Below are 21,342 nucleotides of genomic sequence, written 5' to 3' on the forward strand. Positions count from 1 at the left end.
TGTTTCGTGGACGTGGAAAACCCTCTAGCGCTGGGCCCCGATGATTTAAGCCGCAGTTCCAAGTCCCGTGAGTGGCAGGCAGCTATGCTGTTGAAACCCGCCGCGGCAGCGTACGGCGTGGACACGCCAGCTTCGAATCCTTCCCCCGCCTCCCAGAGATAAGGAAGATCAGTGAACAAGGACCAGCCCTCAGCGCAGGGCGCCGCTTCCCCTGAGAACCGACCTGCACAAGAACTGAGGGTGGGCGTCGTCGGCATTGGCTGGGCGGGACAGCAGCACCTCAAGGCCTACGATGCGCTGCCAGGCGTCCGCATCGTGTCGCTGGCAGGAATGGAACAGGACCTGCGCGAGTCACTGCAGGCTGAATACTCCATTCCGCATGCCTTCGCGGAGTGGGAAGAGATGCTGGAGCATGGCGGCCTGGACGCCGTCAGCGTGGCAGTGCCAACCTTCCTGCACGCACCCATCGCCGTGGCCGCCCTGGAACGTGGAATCCATGTACTGAGCGAGAAGCCCATCGCGCGCAACGCCGTCGAAGGCCAGGCCATGGTGGACGCGGCCCGCAAAGCCGGACGCGTCCTGGACGTCGCGTTCAACCACCGCCGCCGCGGGGACATCCAGGCTCTGAAGGGTGTCATTGACGACGGCGGGCTGGGCCGGCCGTACTACGCCAAGGCATCCTGGCTGCGCCGCTCCGGCATCCCGACACTGGGCAGCTGGTTCACCAACCCTGAGCTCGCAGGCGGCGGGCCGCTGGCGGACATCGGCGTCCACGCGCTCGATTACGCGCTGCACCTTCTCGGCGAGCCCAAAGTGGTGGCCGTTTCCGCCGCCACCCACTCGGAGCTGGGCCCGCAGGGGCGGGGCGGCGGCAGCGAGTACTCAGCACTGGCCTCCAGCCACGCGTTTGAGGTGGAAGACTTCGCGTCCGCATTCCTCCGGCTTGAAGGCGGCGGGACCCTACTGATCGAGGCGAGCTGGGCCACCTACCGGGAAACGGACGACCTGCTGGACTTCACGGTCTACGGGACGGACGGCGGCGCCGAACTGAAGGTGCAGGGCGCCCCATTTCCGCCCGTCGGCCAGCTTCGGGTGTTCACGGAAAAGGACGGCGAGAGCGCCGATTACGTGCCGCCGGCATTGCCGGGCCGCGCGCACGACGGCGTGGTGGAAGATTTCGTTACGGCGGTGCGCGGCGGCAAGGATGTCTGGGGCGAGCACGATGGATCCCTGGCCCTTTACCGGGCACAGATTATCGACGCGTGCTATCAGTCCGCGCGGGAGCAAAAGGAGGTTCGTCTCTAATGAACGGCAAACTGAGGATCCGGGTCTGGAACGAGGGCGTCCATGAAGCCATCAACGAGCCGTCCCATATCGGGGAGATCTACCCTGACGGCATCCACGGCGCCATCGCCGCAGGGCTCCGCTCCTACTACCCCGAGGCAGAGATCACAACGGCGGTCCTGGCCACCGACGACGAACACGGCCTTGACGAGGAGGTTCTTGCGGAGACGGACGTCCTGCTCTGGTGGGGACACATGGCCCATCACGAGGTGAGCGACGCCGTCGTCGAACGCGTCCACCGCCACGTCCTGGGCGGGATGGGGCTGATCGTGCTCCATTCGGGGCACTTCGCGAAGGTCTTCACCAAGCTGCTGGGCACCAGCTGCTCGCTTGCGTGGCGGAACGACGGCGAGCGCGAGCTGGTATGGACCGTCAAGCCCTCGCACCCCATTGCCGAAGGCGTGGACAGCCCGATCGTTATCCCCGAGCAGGAGATGTACGGCGAGCTGTTCGACATCCCGGACCCGGACGACCTGATCTTCATCAGCTCCTTCGCCGGCGGCGAAGTATTCCGATCCGGCGTCACGTTCACCCGGGGCAAGGGCCGCATCTTTTATTTCAGCCCCGGCGACCAGGAATACCCCGTGTACCACCACCCGCAGATCCAGCGGGTCCTGGCCAACGGTGTGCGCTGGGCCGCCCAGCCGGAGCTGCACCGTTCGATGCCGGAAGTGACCAACCCTGCGCGGGACTGGTTCAGCGGGACGTAGCGCCTGCCCAACCAGGTAGCGCCAGGTGTCGTTTTGGGCCGCCGAAACGACACCTGGCGCTACCTACATGGGCTGACGAAGGTGCCGGAGCCGCGCCACCAGGGTGGCGGCGAGCAGGGCGGTGGCAAGTTCCAGGCCAATCACCAGCAGCAGTTGGGTGTTCCCGGTCGCCTGTGCAGCGGACGACGCCGGCCTGCCGCCGTGGGCGTGTCCGGCACCTCCCGCGCCGAGCAGCAGCACCGTGTGCAAGGCGACCATCAACAGCGCCGAAAGAGTCACCTGATGCAGGGCGCCCACCCGGCTGTGCCGCCAGATATGGACACTGCACGGCACACAGACCGCCGCCATCGCCACCATCAGAACGCCCAGCCAGACACCGTGGTGGCCGGCGGCGGCCACCCACAGGTGCGCAACGCAGGACACGGCGGTGACCACCGCGGCCAGCCGGGGATGCAGGACCGAACCGCCGGCACGGACGCAGCCGGCCGCCGTCGTACGCTTCCCCGCCCCAGCAGGGCCCGGGCCAGCAGGGCCCGGTCCAGCCGCACCCGAGCAGGACGCCGCACCTGCCGCGAGGTTAGTGGCAGCAGCCACCGGTGGTTTCCTCACGATGGCAGGAGGCAGCCTGCTGGTTCGGGTTGGCAGGCACATCCAGCACAGGGCTGCGGTCGAAGAACCCCTCGGGCCGTAGCTTGAAGCCCACGGTGTCCACGGGCATGATGGGCCAGTCCTCCACCCGCGGGAAGTGGGTGAGGCCGAAGGTGTGCCACACCACGATGTCCTGGCTGTCGATGTCACGGTCCTGCGCCACATAGGCGGGCAACCCTGCTCCGCCGGAGTGCTGGTTGACGAAGTCGCCGGTGGGGTAGCGCTCGTCCTCGGCGTAGCGGGTGATCCACAGGTCCTTGGTGGCGAAGGCTGCGCGCCTGGCAATGGAGGAGCCCGGGTCCGCCAGCAGGGTGGGCTGGTTCTGCGAGTGCAGCTTGTACCCCACGGGCTCGCCCAGCCGGTTGCGGGATTCGGGGTTGGAGATGATCCAGGTCCTGCCGGCGCGGGTGTCTGCTTCCCGGACCGCTTCCGATTCTCGCGCCAGCAGGGTCCGCTTGCGCGAGAACGCGTTGCCGCGTTCGTTGCCGGGGCCCATGGCCTGCCGGACGACGTCTTCTTCTTCCACGCGGTTGGTGAATCCATCGATGGCCATGTCCAGCCGGGCGCTGAACAGGTGCTGGTGGAAGGGCGCGCCCAGTCCGGGGGCGAGCTGGGAGATGTTGTCCGAGCCGCCCTCCGGGAACGCCGAGGTGAAGACGACGCCGGTGGCCTTGGCTTCGAACTCGATGGTGCCGTCCAAATACAGGTACCAGTAGAAGCCGTAATCGTAGTTGCCGATGGTGGTGAAGAAGGAGATCACCAGGCGGCGGTTGCGGCGGGTGTAGTTGATCCCGGTCCAGAGGTCCGAGTGCTTGGAGAGGATGCCCCAGTCCTCCTCGTGCATGCAGATGCCGTTGCGGATTTCGCGCGGGTTGCCGAAGGCGTCCGAGATGACGGGGCTGAGGTAGGTGATGTCGCCCAGGCAGTCGCAGCCCAGCTCCAGGGAGTTGGCGTATTGGCCCACCAGGTATTCGCCGGTGTCAAAGTAGTTCTGCCAGGACCGGATGGGCGACGGGTCGCCATAAGGAACCACCATCTCGGCGATCGAGGCGCGGTTGATGATGGGCCGCCTGCGGCCGCCGTCGCGGAAGGCGAGGTTGTGCAGGACCACGCCTTCGCGGACATCAAAGCCGACGTCAACGCTCCACTTTTCCCACTCCACGTGGTTGCCGCCGGTGACGGTAAAGCTGGGCCCTTCGGGCTGCGTGATGCTGATGGGCTTTTGGGTGGTGCGGAGCGGCCCCGTCAGTTCCGGATCGGTGTAGTTGCCGTGCTCGGCCGGAATGGGCATCACGCCGAGGTCGATGACCTGCGTAACTTCCTTGTTCACCACATCCACGTAGGCCACCAGCCCGTCCACAGGGTGTGCCCAGGCACTGTCCTCGGGGAAGTCCTGCACAAAGGCCAGGCCACGGAGGATCCGGCACCCCTTTTCGTCGGCGTACTCAAACACCCCGGCGGACAGCGGGGCCACCCGGACGGTGGCCACGTCGAGGTTCCGGGCGGCAAGAGCGTCCAGCCAGCGCTGATCGGTAGCCAGCAGCGCTTCCACCACCTCGAACTCCTCCTCGAGGACGGGAAGTTCGCCGGTAACGGCGGTATCCAGAACGACGGCGGATTCCACCTTTTGGTGCGTGAGGGAAACGATGGCGTCGGTTGGCGCAGCCCCGGAGACGTCGTGGATAAAGATGCGGAAGCGCCGGTCCTGCGGCTGGTTGAGGCCCTCTTCAAGCCTCGCCGCCGGAACTGGGTCCAACAGGCCCAGGTAGGCAATGCGGTGCTGCGGCTCCAAAAGGCCTTCGGACTGCAGGATGGAGCGGACTTCAAGGATCTCCGCGGCACTGGCGAGGCTGAATGCTGATGCGGTGTCTACGGGTGCAAGCGTCATGGATGAAACCTTTGATCGGACCACTGTTCGGGTCACCGGTTTATTTTCTATAGGTGTAGAGAATAAGCTCTACGTAAGATGGCTCACAAGGGTTTGGGCAAAAGTGATTTTCGGGGAGCAGCTGCGGTGCCAAAGATTGTTGACCATAACGAGCGGCGCCTGGAGCTGGTGGATGCCACCTGGCGGATCATCGCCCGGAACGGACTCGAAGGCGCCACCATGCGCGAAATCGCCATGGAGGCAGGCTTCGCCAACGGCGCCCTGAAGCCTTACTTTCCCACCAAGGACACGTTGCTGGAATTCGCCTTCAGCCACGTGTTCAACCGGACCAACCAGCGGATCACCCAGGTCACCGCGGGGCAGACCGGCCTGGCAGCGCTGCGGGCCTTTTGCCTTGAGGTGCTGCCCCTCGATGAGGAGCGCATCAACGAGGCAAGGATTGTGATCCCCTTCTGGCAGAAAGCCGTCAACGATCCCCAAAAGGCCGCGATCCACCAGCAGTCCATGGACGAGTGGCTCACCACCATCCGGCGCTACCTCAAAGAGGCGCGGGACGCCGGCGACGTCAGTACCGCCGTCGACGACAATGCCCTGGCAGGCCAGCTCCTGAATATGCTGCTCGGCGCCCAGATTGAAGCCGCCCTCGCTCCGGCCGGACGGACGGGCTTTGGACACGACCGCCAACTGGAGGGCTACCTGGCCCTGCTGACCCAACCGACTGCCCGATGAACGCAGCGATGAATACTGAGAGTGCCGACGCGCCGATACCCGCCGCCGTCGATACGCCCGAAATCCTGGTGGACGTCGACATCCTGGACCGGAACATCGCACGGATGGCCCAGGCCGTGAAGGCAAAAGGGCTCGCCCTGCGCCCGCATGCCAAGACCCACAAGATACCGGAGATCGCGGCACGGCAACTCGCGGCGGGGGCAGTGGGGCTGACCGTGGCCACCATCGGTGAGGCGGAGGTGTTCGCCGCGTCCGGGGTGCAGGACCTCTTCATCGCCTACCCCCTTTTGCTGTCACCGCAGAAGGCGGACCGGCTGCGTCGGCTGGCCGCAATAGCGAAGATTTCGGTGGGCGTGGACTCCCAAGCCGGTGCGGCCGCACTGGGCGCAGGCCTGCGCGATGCGGCCGGAAGCGTCGGAGTGCTGGTGGAGATTGACAGCGGCCACCACCGCAGCGGCGTCCGGCCGGAAGGGGCAGCAGCCGTTGCACGGGCAGCGTCAGAAGCCGGACTCCAGGTTGCAGGGGTTTTCACCTTTCCCGGCCACAGCTATGCGCCCGGGATGCCGGTGGAGGCGGCGGCGCAGGAACAAGAGGCCCTGCACCAGGCAGCAGAAACACTGAGCGCGGCAGGCTTCGAGGCAGCCGTGCGAAGCGGAGGATCCACCCCGACGGCACTCCTCACCGAGGGCTCGTCTGCCACCGAAGTCCGGCCCGGCGTCTACGTGTTCGGCGATGCCCAGCAGCTGGAACTGGGCCGCTGCACGCTTGACGACATCGCCTTAACGGTTGCGGCAACGGTCGTCAGCCACCACAGCACCGCTCCCGGCGCCCCGCCGCGGTTTATCCTCGATGCCGGAAGCAAGATCCTGGGCAGCGACCGGCCGGCCTGGGCCAGCGGATTCGGGCGGCTGATGGACCACCCGGATGCGAGGATCACGGCACTGTCCGAGCATCACGCCACGGTGGAATGGCACGGGGACGGCACGCCACCGCCCGTTGGCACGAAGCTGCGGGTCATTCCCAACCACGTCTGCCTTGCGATGAACCTCGTGGATGACGTGGCGGTGGTCAGCCAGGGCAAGCTCGTGGACCGCTGGGGCGTGGCCGCCAGGGGGAAGAACAAATAACCGGCCGACGGCCGACTGGGAATTCTTTTTTCGCCAAGTGTTGAAAAAAGATCCCGGCCAGGGCTAGTCTCTTAGGACTGTGTTCCACGACACAGTTCTTGGGGAATGCCAGATGGCCGTCCGTCGACAGGAACATCCATGCCAGCAGCGACAGCAGCCGCCAGCCAGCACGTCACCACCAGCGTTGCCCGGACCTTTAACGACTGGCGGCACCTCGTGGCCGACTCCTTCGTGCCGCTCACGGCCCTCACCTCGGACGTGGAGGGCTTCCGCGGACAGCTGCGCTCGCGGGTCCTGGACCGGATGTCCATCGTGGAAGTCACTGCCACCTCCCACGAGGTCCACCGTACGCCCGCACTGATTGCCCAGGCAGGAGAGCGCTACTTCAAACTCAACCTCCAGCTTGAGGGCACCGGCCTCCTGATCCAGGACAACCGGGAGGCACTTCTCGAGCCCGGCGACCTGGCCATCTACGACACCAACCGCCCCTACACCCTGGCCTTTGCGGAACAGGCCCGGATGATGGTGGTGATGTTTCCCTGCGACGCCCTTACCCTGCCCACGGATTACGTCGGCCAGCTCGCCGCCGTAAGGATGGCCGGCGGCACTGGCCTGAGCGGGATCGTGGGGCAGTTCATCCGGCAGCTCTCCGAAAACCTTGACGTCCTGGGCGGTCCCAGTGGTTCCCGACTGGCCACCAATGCCCTGGACCTGGTGTCCACCATGCTGCACGCTGAGATGGACATTGCGCCGGACCGGATGAAACCGCAGGCCCTGCTGGCCGTGTCCGTACGCGAGTACATCGAGGCCAACCTGTCCGATCCGTTGCTGTCCCCGGCGAGCATCGCGGCTGCCCACTTCATTTCCACCAGGCACCTGCACAACGTCTTCCACGAGTCCGGCACCACCGTCGCCAGCTGGATCCGGAGCCAGCGCCTTGACGGCGCACGCCGCGACCTGCGCGATCCGCTGCATGCCGGGAAGTCGGTGGGCACAGTGGCCGCCCGCTGGGGATTCCTCGATGCGGCCCACTTCAGCCGCACCTTCCGCGACGCCTTCGGCCTGTCCCCCACCGACTGGCGCCGCCAGGCCTGAGCCCAGACCGGCGGACACTGATGCCCGACGCCGGGTGCCGGCTTAGATCAGACCCTGCGCGAGCATGGCGTCGGCCACCTTGACGAAGCCCCCGATGTTGGCGCCGAGGACGTAGTCCCCGGGTGCACCGTACTCCTCGGCCGTGGCGGCACACACGCCATGGATGCCCACCATGATGTCCGTGAGCCGCTGCTCCGTATGTACGAAGGACCAGGAATCGCGGCTGGCATTCTGCTGCATCTCCAGGGCCGAGGTGGCTACTCCACCGGCGTTCGCTGCCTTGCCGGGTGCGAACAGGACGCCCGACCGCTGGAAGACCGAGACGGCGTCGGGAGTGCTAGGCATATTGGCGCCCTCACCCACGGCGAGCAGGCCGCCCCGCACCAGGGCCGCGGCAGCATCGCCGTCGAGCTCGTTTTGCGTTGCACACGGCAGCGCCACAGTAGCGCCGGCATCCCAGACGGAGCCGCCGTCAACGTACGTCGCGCCCGGCTTGCGGACGCCATACTCCTTGAGCCGGGCGCGCTCCACCTCCTTGATCTGGCGCAGGAGCGGAACGTCGACCCCGGCTTCGTCAATGACGTAGCCCGAGGAGTCCGAGCAGGCAACCACCGTGGCGCCCAGCGCCTGGGCTTTCGCGATGGCGTTGATGGCCACATTGCCGGAGCCGGAGACCACCACGCGCTGCCCGTCGAAGGAGAGTCCGCGGGTTTTGAGCATCTCATTGGTGAAGATGACCGTGCCGAACCCGGTTGCCTCCGGCCGCACCAGGGACCCACCCCAGGAGATGCCCTTGCCGGTGAGGACGCCGGATTCGTAGCGGTTGGTGATGCGCTTGTACTGGCCGAAGAGGTAGCCGATTTCGCGTCCGCCCACGCCGATGTCGCCGGCCGGGACATCGGTGTACTCGCCGATGTGGCGGTAGAGCTCGGTCATAAAGGACTGGCAGAAACGCATCACCTCCGCATCGCTGCGGCCGCGCGGGTCGAAGTCGGAGCCGCCCTTGCCGCCGCCGATGGGCATGCCGGTCAGTGCGTTTTTGAAGATCTGCTCAAAGCCGAGGAATTTGACGATGCCCAGGTTCACCGAGGGGTGGAACCTCAGTCCGCCCTTGTAGGGGCCCAGCGCGGAGTTGAATTCCACCCGGAAGCCGCGGTTGATCTGCACCCGGCCGCGGTCGTCGGTCCAGGGGACGCGGAAGATGATTTGCCGCTCCGGTTCGCAGAGCCGTTCAAGGATGGCCGCTTCTAGGAACTCCGGATGGCGGTCGTGGACCGGGCCGAGGCTTTCGAAGACCTCCGTGATGGCCTGGTGGAATTCCGCTTCACCGGGGTTTCTGGCCAGGACTGTATCCCTGATGGCCTCCAGCCGAGCATCCATTGGTTTTTCCTTACGTGGCCGGGCAAGGGACGGCCCACGAGGAGGCGGCACTGTCCCAAAGGTTTACGTTTCAACTTATCCGATTACGACTATGAACTGTTAGGCGGGCCTCGCCGCTTCAGCTAATCTCCGTATTGTGACAGCAAAATTTCACCTTATGAAATCCGTCCCTGCTACACCTTTGCGCTGTGGGGTGGCGTGATGCCGTACATCTGCCTCCTCCTTTCCGGAGCCGCACTGCTGGTCAACGGCCTGGCCACACTGGGGCACCTGCCCCGCCGCGACGCAGCCGTGCTGAGTCTGGCGGTGGGCATCGTCCAACTGGTGCTCGGCGTCGTCGTCCTGTCCCCGGGCACCTCCACAGCCGGCGCGCTGACCGCCGCGGGCATGTTCCTGTTCGGCCTGACGTACGTCTATGTGGGCCTGGACTGCCTGCTGGACCTCGGCTCGAAGGGCCTGGGGTGGTTCTGCGGCATGGTGGCCTTTGTTGGGCTGCTCCTGGCGGCGGCGTGGCTTGCCGAAGATCCCGCTCTGGCCGTTCTCTGGCTGTGCTGGTCCGTGCTGTGGGCGCTCTTGTTTGCCTCGATGGCGTTGGGGTTGACGCGGGTGGACCTGTTCACGGGCTGGGCCCTGGTGCTCACCAGCCAGGCCACCGCCACCGTCCCTGCTTTCCTGGGGCTGGCCGGGCTGTGGCCTCGCAGCCCTCCGCACGCCGCCGCTGCAGCTGTCCTGCTGGCTGGGTTGTTCGTCGCTGCCGGCATCCTGGCGCGCCGGACCATGGCCGCACGTGGAGCGGCCCGGTCCAATGCGGCTGCACCGGACCAGGCCGTCCCTGGAGCACTCGCCGATGCCGGCGAGGAAGTTGCGCGCTAGGCGGCATGCCCCAGAGTGCCAAACCGCTGCCGCCGTTCAATCCGGAACTCCACCAGGACACCGGCGGCGAACATCACCGGGACAGCCACCAGCAGGGCCGCGGCCGTCTCTGCGCTGCCGCCAATCAGAGCGGTGAAGTTGCTGACCACCAGGGACAGCACCCACGCCAGCAGCAGCGTAGCGAGGGCGGGCGCCAGGCGGGTCTGCCAGATCTGGCCTTCCAGGCGTTCGCGCCGGAAGAATCCCACCACGGCTACTGAGCAGAGAATGTACAGCACCAGGAGTGCAGCAACAGCGAGTCCGCTGAACCAGGAAAACAGGGTCAGGATGGGATCCAGCCCCAGCAAGGCGAAGGGAACCACCAGCACGACGGCGGTGGCTGTCTGGATCCGGGCGGCTGCGGCGGGGGCACGGTGGCGGTTGGTCCTGGCCAGGACGGCGGGCATGGAGCCTTGGAGTGCCAGGGAGTGGAGGTACCGGTTGATGCCGTTGTGGAAGGCGATAATGCCGGCCAGCAGGGACGTCACCAGCAGGATGCCCGTGGCAACGCCGGCCCACGGACCGAAGAGTTCCACCATGGGAGCCAGCACGAAGCTTGTGGAGTCGCCCGATTCAAGGGCTGCGCCGGCAGCGTCCATGACCTGGCCCGGACCGTAGTAGCTCACCAGCATCCAGGAGATAAAGGAGAAGAAGACGGCGATCACGGCCACTGAAAGGTAGGTGGCCCGCGCTACAGTGCGGTGCGCATCCTTGGCCTCCGCCGAATAGATCGCGGTGGACTCGAAGCCGAACATGGAGGCCACGGCAAACATGATGGCCACGCCGGGGGCGCCGGCCGCGATGGCTCCGGGCGAGAAGGACGCAGCAGCACTGATGCCCTCGGGGCCGCCGCCGCTGAACAGCACCGTGAAGCCGAACATCAGCAGGACGGCCACTTCGAGCCCCACCAGGAGGGCCAGGACCCTGGCACCGAGTTCGATGTTGAGCGAGCCCAGTACCTGCACTCCCGCCATCGTGGCCAGTGCAAGCAGCCACCAGGGAACACTGACGCCAACGGACCCCAACAGCCCGGAGAAGGCCGCCCCATAGAGCCCGTACATCGCAGCCTGCACCGTGCTGTACGCCAGGAGTGCCAGCCAGGCCGCCCCGGCTCCGGCTTTCCGGCCAAAGGCCGCCGTTACATAGGCGTAAAACGCGCCGTTAGCCTGGATTCGGCGGCTCATGGCCACGAACCCCACGGCGAAAATGACAATGACGACGCCGACAATCAAGTAGGCGCCCGGGGCGCCGGCGCCGTTGCCAAGCGCGGCAGCCAAGGGGGAAGCACCGGCGATTCCGGTTAGAGGCGCCTGCGCCGACAGCACAAAGAACAGGATGCCCATGACGCCGATGCTGCCGGAGCGGAGGGCAGTGGAATGCTCCTTCGCGGGCTTTGCGTCATCAGTCCGGGACTCGGAATTCGAAATACTCATTGGATCCTTCTTAACGGTCATGAGCGCTGGGGAAAGGGTGCGGCTTCATCAGTCCTGCACCATTGGATTCAGCATGGCATCGGGCATGCCCAACGGGTTTGTCATGCAGCGATCAGTTGTTGCACTTGAGCGCAACGCGGCTGTCGGAGCGTGTGTCAGGGGTGCTTGCCCGCCAGCAGGAAGTGCACCAAGTCCTGCTGCACCGGACCGGCGCCGCCACCTGACCTGTGCCGCCGTGGCATACTGCCGTAACCAGACACTGCCGGATCCGCCGGCCGGAGGCGGGAAGGGGTCCAATGCAGGAATTCGCCAGTGTGGACGACGCGGCGTGGCAGCACGTCGTCGATGCCATTGCCGATGCGGACATCGGCGCAGGAACTGACTTCGAGCGGCGGTTCGAGCTGCACTTTCCGGACCTCCTGCGGCTCTTCCATTCGTTGTACGGTTACCGCCGGGACTGGCTGGACCAGCTGAGCGCACTGGTCCTGCAGTGCGCCCGCTCCTGGCAGGACCGCCCGGCAGGGTTGCAGGCCATCGACACCGAGCGGGAGGCGAACCCCGGCTGGTTCCAGGCCAACAACATGCTGGGCGGCGTTTGCTACGTCGACCGGTACGCCAGAAACCTGGAAGGAGTCCGGAGCCGCATCCCGTACTTCAAGGAACTCGGCCTCACCTACCTGCACCTCATGCCGCTGTTTTTGGCGCCCGAGCCCCACTCCGACGGCGGCTACGCCGTCTCCAGCTACCGCGAGGTCAACCCGAAACTGGGCACCATGGAACAGCTCCGCGACCTGGCGGCCGAGCTGAGGGCCAACGGCATCAGCCTGGTGGTTGACTTCATCTTCAACCACACCTCCGACGAACACGAGTGGGCCCGGCGCGCTGCCGCCGGCGATCCCAAGTTCAGCGACTACTACTGGATCTTTCCGGACCGCAGCATGCCGGACGCCTTCGAACAGAACGTGCGGGAAATCTTCCCCGAGAACCACCCGGGGTCCTTCATCCACATGGAGGACGGCCGCTGGGTCTGGGCCACATTCCACACCTACCAATGGGACCTGAACTACTCCAATCCGGACGTTTTCCGCGCCATGGCCGGCGAAATGCTGTTCCTGGCCAACCAGGGCGTGGACATCCTGCGCATGGACGCCGTGGCCTTCATCTGGAAACAGCTGGGCACCCCCTGCGAAAACCTTCCAGAAGCCCACACACTGCTGCAGGCATTCAATGCGGTGTGCCGGCTGGCGGCGCCATCGCTGCTGTTCAAGTCAGAGGCCATCGTGCACCCTGACGAGGTGGCCCGCTACATCGACCCCGCCGAATGCCAGATTTCCTACAATCCCCTGCAAATGGCCCTGATCTGGGAATCCCTTGCAACCCGCGATGTCTCGCTCCTGGCGCAGGCACTCGAGCGCCGGCACAGCATCCCGGATAACACGTCCTGGGTGAACTACGTCCGCAGCCACGACGACATTGGCTGGACCTTCGCCGATGAGGATGCTGCCGGACTGGGCATCAACGGCTTCGACCACCGCCGCTTCCTAAACTCCTTCTACGTCAACCGATTCCCCGGCAGCTTTGCCCGCGGGGTCCCCTTCCAGGACAACCCCAAGACAGGTGACTGCAGGATTTCAGGCACGACCGCGTCCCTGTGCGGCATGGAGGTGGACCCGGATGAGGCGGTGGAGCGGATCCTCCTGGCCCACTCGGTTGCCTTCAGCACCGGCGGCATTCCGCTGCTGTACCTGGGCGACGAGGTGGGCCAGGTCAACGACTACAGCTACGCCTCCGAGCCGGGGCACGAGGCGGACAGCCGCTGGGTCCACCGGCCGTACTACCCGGTGGAGCAGTACGCCCGCCGCCATGATCCTTCCACTCCCGAAGGCGCCGTTTATGCGGGATTGAAAAGAATGATCGAGGTCCGGGCGAGCACTCCTGAACTGGCCGGCACCCGGCTGCTGGATTTCGCCACCCACAACCGGGGCGTGCTTGCCTACCAGCGCCCTGGGGCGCAATCCTGGATCCTGGCACTGGCCAACTTCAGCGACCAGCCCCAGTCCCTGCCTGCCGAAACCTTCTCCGGATACGCAAGCGCCGCCGTCGACCTTCTCTCCGAAGCCGGGCTGAAACTGGACGAGGGCGTCACGCTCCTGCCGCGCCAGTATCTCTGGCTGCGTGTCACCCCCGCGTAATCCCAACTAAGTAGCGCCAAGTGTCGTTTTGACCGCCCAAAACGACACTTAGCGCTACCCAGTTGGGCGGGCGGGCGCGGGGCGTGAAACCATACGGATCATGGCCTCCAAGATTGCGTACCAGGGTGAACCCGGCGCCAACTCCAATATCGCGTGCCAGCAGATGTTCCCGGACATGGAAAGCGTGCCCTGCGCGAGCTTCGAGGATGCGTTTGAACTCGTCTCAAGCGGCGAGGCGGACCTGGCCATGATCCCCATCGAGAACTCGATTGCCGGCCGGGTAGCGGACATCCACATCCTGCTGCCCCAGTCCAACCTGCAGATTGTGGGCGAGTACTTCCTGCCCATTCACTTTGACCTTCTGGGCATCCCGGGCAGCACCATCGAGGACGCCACCGAGGTACACAGCCACATCCATGCCCTCGGCCAGTGCCGGAAGCTGATCCGCGAGCACGGCCTCAAGCCCGTGATCGCCGGCGACACTGCGGGGTCGGCCCGCGAAGTGAGCGAATGGAACGATCCCCGGAAACTCTCCCTCGCTCCCCCGCTGGCTGCGCAGATTTATGGCCTCGAAGTGCTGGCGTCACGGGTGGAGGACGATCCTTCCAACACCACCCGCTTTGTGGTCCTGGCCCGGGAAACGGCGCTGCCGGCCCGTGATGAACTGCCCGGACCGGCGGTCACCAGCTTTGTGTTCCGCGTCCGCAACGTCCCGTCCGCCCTGTACAAGGCGCTGGGCGGGTTCGCGACGAACGGCGTGAACATGACGCGCCTGGAAAGCTACATGGTGGGCAACGAGTTCGCGGCCACCATGTTTATGGCCGACGTCGAAGGCCACCCCGAGGACCTGCCGCTGAAGCTGGCCCTCGAGGAGCTGGACTTCTTCACCACCGAGGTGCGGATCCTTGGCGTCTATGCAGCCGCGGAGTACAGGACTGCTCAGACCGTCAGCGGCTGATCCGAGGACCGGCGCGGCTTCAGCAGGGCAGAGAAGAACCCGCCAAGCTCGGCCGTTGCGGTCAGCGGCAGGACGTTCGCCACGTACTGGTCCGGGCGGACCACCACCACCACACCGCCGCGGTCCAGGCCACGGAGTTCGAAGATGTCGGCGCCGGGATCGGTAGCGTACACCTTCTCGTAGTCCGTCAGTTGGAACGGCCCCACGGAAGGCTTGAAGACGGCAGGAACCATTCCGATGTCCACACCGGTGTGAGGCTGCTGGTAAATGACCTTCACGTCGAACCAGGCGTCCGGATCAGCGTCCGACGGCGTCGCGGCCAGCGGCGAGTCCGGCGACTTCGCGATCCACTCGGCGAAGTCCGCCACAGCTGAGTTCGAACCGGCAGGGGCTGCGTCCGCGAAGACGTAGATGCGCCACCGCCCGTCGGCCGTGGCGTGGTGGCCGAGGTGCATGGGGTTCGTGTCGCCAACCCGCACCACGGGCGCGGACTTGAAGCGTTTACCCACCGGGAAACCCGCCGCCAGCGCCTGGTGCTTGGCGGGGGCCACCAGCATGGACGGTGCATACTCGGTCATAAATCCGGCCGGGAACTCGGCAGTGCGTACGTAGAAGTCCTCGAGGTCCGAAGGGTTTTCGAACTCCTCGGGCTTCTTGGCCATCATGGTGGACCATTCCTTGTCGAAGTCGATGAGGTTCTTCGCCACCACCTGGCGCTCGGCGGAGTAGGTGGAAAGCAGGCTTTCCGGGCTGCGCCCCTCGAGCACGTGCCCCAGCTTCCAGGCGATGTTGAAGCCGTCCTGCATGGACACATTCATGCCCTGGCCGGCTTTGGCGCTGTGGGTGTGGCAGGCGTCGCCGGTAATGAACACCCGCGGGGTCCTGGTGCCGCGGTCCTCCGGCAGGACGTCGTCGAACCTGTCCGTGAGCCGGTGGCCCACTTCGTAGACGCTGTGCCACGCGACGTTGCGTACGTCCAGAGTGTAGGGGTGGAGGATTTCATTGGCCTTGTGGATGATCTGCTCGATAGTGGTGTTGCGTACGGCGTGATGCGTCGCGGGATCCACCTCGCCCAGGTCCACATACATCCGGAACAAGTGTCCGCCTTCCCGCGGGATCAGCAGGATGCTGCCCTTTTCGCCCTGGATGGCGCACTTGGTGCGGATATCGGGGAAGTCGGTGACGGCGAGAGTATCCATGACGCCCCAGGCATGGTTGGCCTGGTCTCCGGCGAGCGTGCAGCCAATCGCTGCGCGCACCTTGCTCCGCGCGCCGTCCGCACCCACCACATATTTGGCGCGCACCACGCGTTCCTGCCCCTCATTCGGACCGGAGGTGTGCAGGAGCGTCACGGTGACAGGGTATTTCCCACCGTCCTCAACGCTGAGCGACTGGAACTCGTACCCGAAGTCTGGCTTCAGCCGGGTAGGTGAGTTGGCGGCGTATTCGGCAAAGTAATCCAGGACGCGGGCCTGGTTGACGATGAGGTGGGGGAACTCGCTGATGCCGGTGGGGTCATCAGGAGTGCGGGCCGTCCGGATGATGCGGCTGCGGTCCGAGGGATCCGGCTTCCAGAACGCCATCTCGGTGATGCGGTAGGCCTCAGCAATGATGCGCTCCGCGAAGCCGAAGGCCTGGAAGGTTTCGACGCTGCGCGCCTGGATGCCGTCGGCCTGTCCGATGGCAAGCCGGCCGGGGCGGCGCTCAATGATCCGTGTGGTGATATTCGGGAACATCGAAAGCTGGGCCGCAGCCACCATTCCCGCAGGTCCGGTACCGACAATCAGCACATCGATGTCCTCCGGGAGTTCCTCGGGGCGGGTGAGCCCAACGCCGGCCGCAGGCTTTACCCGCGGGTCTCCGGATACGTAACCGTGGTGGTGAAACTGCACGGGAATCCTCACTTCGTTGTGTGGCCGGTGGGCCGGGAAGGTGTGTTCGATAATAGAATTTCAGTTTCCATATGAGAAAACCACGCTGTGGAGCAACACTGTACGCCAGGTGTGATGCGGACGACAAGAGCGTCAGATTCGCCGCCAACAAGGGGTTGACAAGCAGTAGCGCGGAGGGTGAAGGTGATCGTATACGATTTCGTACTTCACAAGGAGTTGCTTTGGAGCAGGTCAACGAGGACATCCTCGCAGCGGCACGGAAGGTGATCGCGGTGCACATAAACTACCCCAGCCGCGCTGCACAGAGGGGACGCACACCGGCCCAGCCGTCCTACTTCCTGAAGCCGTCCTCGTCGCTCTCCCTGACCGGAGACGCCGTCGAACGCCCTGCGGATTGTGAACTTCTCGGCTACGAAGGCGAGATCGCCCTGATCATCGGCAAGGCCGCCCGCCGCGTAAGCATGGAGGACGCGTGGAGCCACGTGGCCGCCGTCACTGCCAGCAACGACCTCGGGGTGTACGACCTGCGCTGGGCGGACAAGGGCTCCAACCTCCGGTCGAAGGGCGGCGACGGGTTCACCCCGGTGGGCCCGGCACTGATCCCGGCAGACGCCGTCGACCCCGGCGGCCTGCGCATCCGCACCTGGCACAACGGCGAACTCGTCCAGGACGACACCACGGAGGACCTGCTCTTCCCGTTCGCCCGGCTGGTGGCCGACCTGTCCCAGCTCCTCACGCTCGAAGAGGGGGACATCATCCTCACTGGCACCCCCGCCGGCGCCTCCGTCGCCGAACCCGGGGACGTCCTCGAAGTGGAGGTCTCCGGCGGTAGCCTCACCACGGGCCGGCTGGTCACCCGGGTGGAGGAAGGCACGACGCCGTTCGCCGACTTTGGTGCCGGGCCCAAGGTTGATGACCTGCAACGGGAGGAGGCGTGGGGTTCGCGCGAAGCCGCCGGACTGCCCGCCGTCGAGCCCGGCCTCTCCCCCGAACTGAAGGCCAAGCTGAAAAGCGTCGCTACGGCCACCCTGTCCTCCCAAATGCGCAAGCGCGGCCTGAATAACGTGAGCATCGACGGTCTGCAGGCCACACGGCCGGACCGCCGCGTGGTGGGACTGGCCCGCACCCTGCGCTACGTTCCCAACCGCGAGGACCTGTTCAAAACCCACGGCGGCGGGTTCAACGCCCAAAAGCGCGCCATTGACTCCGTCAAGGAGGGCGAAATCCTGGTCATGGAAGCCCGCGGCGAAAAAGGTACCGGAACCGTCGGTGACATCCTGGCCCTGCGCGCCCAGGTCCGCGGCGCCGCTGCCATCATCACCGACGGCGGCGTCCGCGATTACACCGCCGTGGCCGGGCTGGACATGCCCACCTACTTCGCCAACCCGCACCCGGCCGTGCTGGGCCGCCGCCACATCCCCTGGGACACGGACATCACCATCGCCTGCGGCGGTGCCACCGTCCAGCCCGGCGACATCATCGTGGCCGACTCCGACGGCATCCTGGTCATTCCGCCGGCCATCGCCGAAGAACTCGTGGACGACTGCATCGCGCAGGAACAGGAAGAAACCTTCATTTTCGAGATGGTCAAGCAGGGCAACAGCGTGGACGGCCTCTACCCCATGAACGCAGAGTGGCAGGCCAAATACAGGGAATGGAAGGAAGGCACCGCGAATGACTGAAACAGTGACGGAGCTTTCCGCCGCGGCCCCCGCCGGCAGCAAGTCCGAACAGGCGTACCAGGCCGTCAAGGCGCGGATCATTGAGGGTACCTACACTCCCGGTTACCGGCTGGTCCTGGGCAGCATTGCCAAGGACCTCGGGTTCAGCGTGGTCCCGGTCCGGGAAGCCATCCGCCGGCTCGAGGCCGAAGGCTTGGTGACGTTCGAACGCAACGTCGGCGCCACCGTGGCCGGGATCGACCCCACCGAATACCTTTACACCATGCAGACCCTGAGCATCGTGGAAGGCGCCGCCACTGCACTGTCCGCGCCGCTCATCGATTCGGTGGCCATTGCCCGGGCCCGCGCCGTGAACGAGGAGATGCGCGAGTGCCTGGACCACTTTGACCCCGTCCGCTTCACCCGGCTCAACCAGGACTTCCACAGCGTCCTGTTCGAGCACTGCCCCAACCCGCACATCCTGGACCTCGTGCACCGCGGCTGGAACCGGCTCGCCTCCCTCCGGTCCTCCACCTTCCGCTTCGTCCCCGGCCGTGCCCGCGACTCCGTGGAGGAGCACGAGGCACTCCTGCGGCTTATCGAAACCGGCGCCGACGCCGACGCCATTGAAAAGGCAGCCCGCCTGCACCGATCCGCCACTCTCGACGCCTACCTCGCCCAAACCAAGCACTAGTAAGGACTTCAACGATGACGACCTCTGCAGAAACCGCTAAGCACTTCGTGCCGCAGGACCTGCCCACCCACATCCAGCACTTCATCAACGGCCAGTTTGTTGACTCCGTGGGCGGCAAGACCTTCGATGTCCTGGACCCGGTGTCCAACCGGAACTACGCCACCGCAGCGGCCGGCCAGAAAGAGGACATCGACCTAGCCGTCGCCGCCGCCCGCCAAGCCTTCGTGAACGGCCCGTGGCCGAAGATGAAGCCCCGCGAACGAGCCCGCGTCCTGAACAAAATCGCCGACGCCGTCGAGGCCCAGGAAGCCCGCCTCGCCGAGCTGGAAACCTTCGACACCGGCCTGCCCATCACCCAGGCCAAGGGCCAGGCACTGCGCGCGGCCGAGAACTTCCGGTTCTTCGCAGACCTGATCGTGGCCCAGTTCGACGACGCCATGAAGGTCCCGGGCTCACAGATCAACTACGTGAACCGCAAGCCGATCGGCGTTGCAGGCCTGATCACCCCCTGGAACACCCCGTTTATGCTCGAGTCCTGGAAGCTCGCCCCGGCCCTGGCCACCGGCAACACCGTGGTCCTCAAGCCCGCGGAGTTCACCCCGCTGTCCGCGTCATTGTGGGCCACCATCTTCAAGGACGCGGGCCTGCCCGACGGCGTCTTCAACCTGGTCAACGGCCTGGGCGAGGAAGCCGGCGACGCCCTGGTCAAGCACCCGGACGTCCCGCTGATCTCCTTCACCGGTGAAACCACCACCGGCCAGACGATCTTCCGCAACGCCGCCGCCAACCTCAAGGGCCTGTCCATGGAGCTCGGCGGCAAGTCCCCGTGCGTCGTTTTCGCCGACGCCGACCTGGACGGCGCCATCGATTCGGCCCTTTTCGGCGTGTTCTCCCTCAACGGTGAGCGTTGCACCGCCGGCTCCCGCATCCTCGTCGAACGCGCCATCTACGACGAGTTCTGCGAGAGGTACGCCGCCCGGGCAAAGAATATCGTTGTGGGTGACCCGCACGATCCGAAGACCCAGGTGGGCGCGCTGGTGCACCCGGAGCACTACGAGAAGGTGGCGTCCTACGTGGAGATCGGCAAGTCCGAAGGCCGGCTCCTCGCCGGCGGCGGCCGCCCCGACCACCTGCCCGAAGGCAACTACATAGCGCCCACGGTGTTTGCCGACGTCGCCCCCGATGCACGGATCTTCCAGGAGGAAATCTTCGGCCCCGTCGTCGCGATCACCCCGTTCGAGAACGACGACGAAGCCCTCGCCCTGGCCAACAACACCAAGTACGGCCTCGCCGCCTACATCTGGACCCAGAACCTGACCCGTGCGCACAACTTCTCCCAGAACGTCGAAGCCGGCATGGTGTGGCTGAACAGCCACAACGTCCGCGACCTGCGCACCCCCTTCGGCGGCGTCAAAGCCTCCGGCCTGGGCCACGAGGGCGGCTACCGCTCCATCGACTTCTACACCGACCAGCAGGCAGTGCACATCACCCTCGGCACCGTCCACACCCCCAAGTTCGGCAGCATCGAAGACTCCGCCGCCAACGAAGGCTAAACCCCTTACTTACCGAAGAACCTGCTCAAAGAAGAGAGACCATCATGACCAGCTTTGTTCCCACCCCTTCTGTCCCGGCCCCGGACATCGTCCGCTGCGCCTACATGGAGATCGTGGTCACCGACCTCGCCAAGTCCCGCGAGTTCTACGTGGATGTTCTGGGCCTGCACGTCACCGTGGAAGACGAAAACGCGATCTACCTGCGTTCCCTGGAGGAGTTCATCCACCACAATCTGGTGCTCCGCAAGGGACCCGTCGCCGCCGTCGCCGCGTTCGCCTACCGGGTTAAGTCCCCTGCCGAGGTGGACGCCGCCGAGGCCTACTACAAGGAACTGGGCTGCCGGACTGAGCGGCGCAAGGACGGGTTCACCAAGGGCGTCGGTGACTCCGTCCGCGTCGAGGACCCGCTGGGCTTCCCCTACGAGTTCTTCTACGACGTGGAGCACGTGGAGCGCCTCACCCAGCGCTACGACCTCTACTCCGCCGGCGAACTGGTCCGCCTGGACCACTTCAACCAGGTCACTCCCGACGTTCCCCGCGGCCGCGCCTACCTCGAGGACCTCGGCTTCCGCGTCTCCGAGGACATCAAGGATGCCGACGGCGTCACCTACGCCGCCTGGATGCACCGCAAGCAGACCGTCCACGACACCGCCCTCACCGGCGGCAACGGCCCCCGCATGCACCACGTCGCGTTCGCCACGCACGAGAAGCACAACATCATCCAGATCTGCGACAAGATGGGCGCCCTGCGCATCAGCGACCGGATCGAACGCGGCCCCGGCCGGCACGGCGTGTCCAACGCGTTCTACCTCTACATCCTGGACCCGGACGGCCACCGCATCGAGATCTACACCCAGGACTACTACACCGGCGACCCCGACAACCCCACCATCACCTGGGACGTCCACGACAACCAGCGCCGCGACTGGTGGGGCAACCCCGTCGTCCCTTCCTGGTACACCGAAGCCTCCCTCGTCCTTGACCTGGACGGCAACCCCCAGCCTGTCATCGAACGTGAGGAGAAGTCCGAGATGGCTGTCACCGTGGGAGCCGACGGCTTCTCCTACACCCGGCCCAGCGAAGCAGCCGGGGCTGAGGGTTTCAAGCTCGGAGCGCAGCTGTAGCC

The 21,342-nt window shown here is 65.7% G+C and carries 17 protein-coding genes; 12 read left to right on the top strand and 5 right to left on the bottom strand.

The window, feature by feature from the left end; all coding sequences use genetic code 11:
* Positions 1-171 precede the first annotated feature (171 nt).
* Together M1D93_RS18240 and M1D93_RS18245 are read left to right on the top strand one after the other, a co-directional pair.
* Positions 172-1,305 (top strand): Gfo/Idh/MocA family protein, encoded by a 1,134-nt coding sequence (locus M1D93_RS18240; RefSeq protein WP_461172863.1) that lies wholly within the window; start codon positions 172-174, stop codon positions 1,303-1,305.
* Positions 1,305-2,054: a ThuA domain-containing protein gene (locus tag M1D93_RS18245; RefSeq protein WP_461172864.1), complete on the top strand. Its 750-nt coding sequence runs from the start codon at positions 1,305-1,307 to the stop codon at positions 2,052-2,054. The genes M1D93_RS18240 and M1D93_RS18245 overlap by 1 nt, the downstream gene beginning before the upstream one ends.
* Before the next feature lie 63 nt (positions 2,055-2,117).
* Here M1D93_RS18245 and M1D93_RS18250 read toward each other — a convergent pair whose 3' ends face one another.
* Together M1D93_RS18250 and M1D93_RS18255 are read right to left on the bottom strand one after the other, a co-directional pair.
* On the bottom strand, positions 2,118-2,510 hold the full coding sequence (locus tag M1D93_RS18250) for a hypothetical protein (protein WP_461175062.1): 393 nt from the start codon (positions 2,508-2,510) through the stop codon (positions 2,118-2,120).
* A 121-nt stretch (positions 2,511-2,631) separates the two neighbouring features.
* Positions 2,632-4,590, bottom strand: coding sequence for a primary-amine oxidase (locus M1D93_RS18255; RefSeq protein WP_461172865.1), 1,959 nt, complete (start codon positions 4,588-4,590; stop codon positions 2,632-2,634).
* Positions 4,591-4,716: 126 nt separating this feature from the next.
* On the opposite strand from M1D93_RS18255, the gene M1D93_RS18260 reads away from it, so the two are divergent.
* The 3 genes from M1D93_RS18260 to M1D93_RS18270 all read left to right on the top strand — a co-directional run bounded on the left by M1D93_RS18260 (position 4,717) and on the right by M1D93_RS18270 (position 7,541).
* Positions 4,717-5,319 (top strand): TetR/AcrR family transcriptional regulator, encoded by a 603-nt coding sequence (locus M1D93_RS18260; RefSeq protein WP_461172866.1) that lies wholly within the window; start codon positions 4,717-4,719, stop codon positions 5,317-5,319.
* 8 nt (positions 5,320-5,327) lie between these two features.
* Entirely contained in the window at positions 5,328-6,446 is a 1,119-nt protein-coding gene (locus M1D93_RS18265; protein ID WP_461172867.1) for a D-TA family PLP-dependent enzyme, read from the top strand.
* 138 nt (positions 6,447-6,584) lie between these two features.
* Entirely contained in the window at positions 6,585-7,541 is a 957-nt protein-coding gene (locus M1D93_RS18270; protein WP_461172868.1) for an AraC-like ligand-binding domain-containing protein, read from the top strand.
* Between the two features lie 42 nt (positions 7,542-7,583).
* On the opposite strand, the gene gdhA is transcribed toward M1D93_RS18270, so the two are convergent.
* On the bottom strand, positions 7,584-8,921 hold the full coding sequence (gene gdhA / locus M1D93_RS18275) for an NADP-specific glutamate dehydrogenase (RefSeq protein WP_461172869.1): 1,338 nt from the start codon (positions 8,919-8,921) through the stop codon (positions 7,584-7,586).
* A gap of 201 nt (positions 8,922-9,122) precedes the next feature.
* Between gdhA and M1D93_RS18280 the strand changes: the two genes are divergently transcribed.
* The gene (locus tag M1D93_RS18280; protein ID WP_461172870.1) at positions 9,123-9,794 is read left to right on the top strand and encodes an AmiS/UreI family transporter; all 672 of its coding nucleotides are present in this window, start codon (positions 9,123-9,125) and stop codon (positions 9,792-9,794) included.
* On the opposite strand, the gene M1D93_RS18285 is transcribed toward M1D93_RS18280, so the two are convergent.
* Positions 9,791-11,266, bottom strand: coding sequence for an APC family permease (locus M1D93_RS18285; RefSeq protein ID WP_461172871.1), 1,476 nt, complete (start codon positions 11,264-11,266; stop codon positions 9,791-9,793). The two genes, M1D93_RS18280 and M1D93_RS18285, sit on opposite strands and share 4 nt — an antisense overlap.
* A gap of 296 nt (positions 11,267-11,562) precedes the next feature.
* Here M1D93_RS18285 and M1D93_RS18290 point away from each other — a divergent pair, with 296 nt between their 5' ends.
* Both M1D93_RS18290 and M1D93_RS18295 read left to right on the top strand, forming a co-directional pair.
* Positions 11,563-13,458: an amylosucrase gene (locus tag M1D93_RS18290; RefSeq protein ID WP_461172872.1), complete on the top strand. Its 1,896-nt coding sequence runs from the start codon at positions 11,563-11,565 to the stop codon at positions 13,456-13,458.
* 100 nt (positions 13,459-13,558) lie between these two features.
* Positions 13,559-14,416 carry a prephenate dehydratase gene (locus M1D93_RS18295; RefSeq protein ID WP_461172873.1) on the top strand — a complete coding sequence of 286 codons (858 nt, stop codon included), beginning with the start codon at positions 13,559-13,561 and terminating at the stop codon, positions 14,414-14,416.
* On the opposite strand, the gene M1D93_RS18300 is transcribed toward M1D93_RS18295, so the two are convergent.
* The gene (locus tag M1D93_RS18300) at positions 14,398-16,308 is read right to left on the bottom strand and encodes an FAD-binding monooxygenase (RefSeq protein WP_461172874.1); all 1,911 of its coding nucleotides are present in this window, start codon (positions 16,306-16,308) and stop codon (positions 14,398-14,400) included. The two genes, M1D93_RS18295 and M1D93_RS18300, sit on opposite strands and share 19 nt — an antisense overlap.
* A 221-nt stretch (positions 16,309-16,529) precedes the next feature.
* Between M1D93_RS18300 and M1D93_RS18305 the strand changes: the two genes are divergently transcribed.
* The 4 genes from M1D93_RS18305 to hpaD are packed head-to-tail and all read left to right on the top strand — an operon-like array spanning position 16,530 to position 21,340.
* The gene (locus M1D93_RS18305) at positions 16,530-17,990 is read left to right on the top strand and encodes a fumarylacetoacetate hydrolase family protein (RefSeq protein WP_461172875.1); all 1,461 of its coding nucleotides are present in this window, start codon (positions 16,530-16,532) and stop codon (positions 17,988-17,990) included.
* Entirely contained in the window at positions 17,983-18,663 is a 681-nt protein-coding gene (locus M1D93_RS18310; RefSeq protein ID WP_461172876.1) for a GntR family transcriptional regulator, read from the top strand. Before M1D93_RS18305 ends, M1D93_RS18310 begins: the two co-directional genes overlap by 8 nt.
* 14 nt (positions 18,664-18,677) lie before the next feature.
* On the top strand, positions 18,678-20,216 hold the full coding sequence (gene hpaE / locus M1D93_RS18315; RefSeq protein ID WP_461172877.1) for a 5-carboxymethyl-2-hydroxymuconate semialdehyde dehydrogenase: 1,539 nt from the start codon (positions 18,678-18,680) through the stop codon (positions 20,214-20,216).
* 44 nt (positions 20,217-20,260) lie between these two features.
* Positions 20,261-21,340: a 3,4-dihydroxyphenylacetate 2,3-dioxygenase gene (hpaD, locus tag M1D93_RS18320; protein ID WP_461172878.1), complete on the top strand. Its 1,080-nt coding sequence runs from the start codon at positions 20,261-20,263 to the stop codon at positions 21,338-21,340.
* The last annotated feature ends 2 nt before the right edge of the window (positions 21,341-21,342 follow it).

The sequence above is a fragment of the Arthrobacter sp. Z1-9 genome (assembly GCF_054792695.1).

Coding starts and splice junctions, on each gene's coding strand:
- M1D93_RS18245 (WP_461172864.1), top strand. CDS start 1,305: ATGAACGGCAAACTGAGGATCCGGGTCTGGAACGAGGGCGTCCATGAA.
- M1D93_RS18255 (WP_461172865.1), bottom strand. CDS start 4,590: ATGACGCTTGCACCCGTAGACACCGCATCAGCATTCAGCCTCGCCAGT.
- M1D93_RS18265 (WP_461172867.1), top strand. CDS start 5,328: ATGAATACTGAGAGTGCCGACGCGCCGATACCCGCCGCCGTCGATACG.
- M1D93_RS18270 (WP_461172868.1), top strand. CDS start 6,585: ATGCCAGCAGCGACAGCAGCCGCCAGCCAGCACGTCACCACCAGCGTT.
- gdhA (WP_461172869.1), bottom strand. CDS start 8,921: ATGGATGCTCGGCTGGAGGCCATCAGGGATACAGTCCTGGCCAGAAAC.
- M1D93_RS18280 (WP_461172870.1), top strand. CDS start 9,123: ATGCCGTACATCTGCCTCCTCCTTTCCGGAGCCGCACTGCTGGTCAAC.
- M1D93_RS18285 (WP_461172871.1), bottom strand. CDS start 11,266: ATGAGTATTTCGAATTCCGAGTCCCGGACTGATGACGCAAAGCCCGCG.
- M1D93_RS18290 (WP_461172872.1), top strand. CDS start 11,563: ATGCAGGAATTCGCCAGTGTGGACGACGCGGCGTGGCAGCACGTCGTC.
- M1D93_RS18295 (WP_461172873.1), top strand. CDS start 13,559: ATGGCCTCCAAGATTGCGTACCAGGGTGAACCCGGCGCCAACTCCAAT.
- M1D93_RS18310 (WP_461172876.1), top strand. CDS start 17,983: ATGACTGAAACAGTGACGGAGCTTTCCGCCGCGGCCCCCGCCGGCAGC.
- hpaE (WP_461172877.1), top strand. CDS start 18,678: ATGACGACCTCTGCAGAAACCGCTAAGCACTTCGTGCCGCAGGACCTG.
- hpaD (WP_461172878.1), top strand. CDS start 20,261: ATGACCAGCTTTGTTCCCACCCCTTCTGTCCCGGCCCCGGACATCGTC.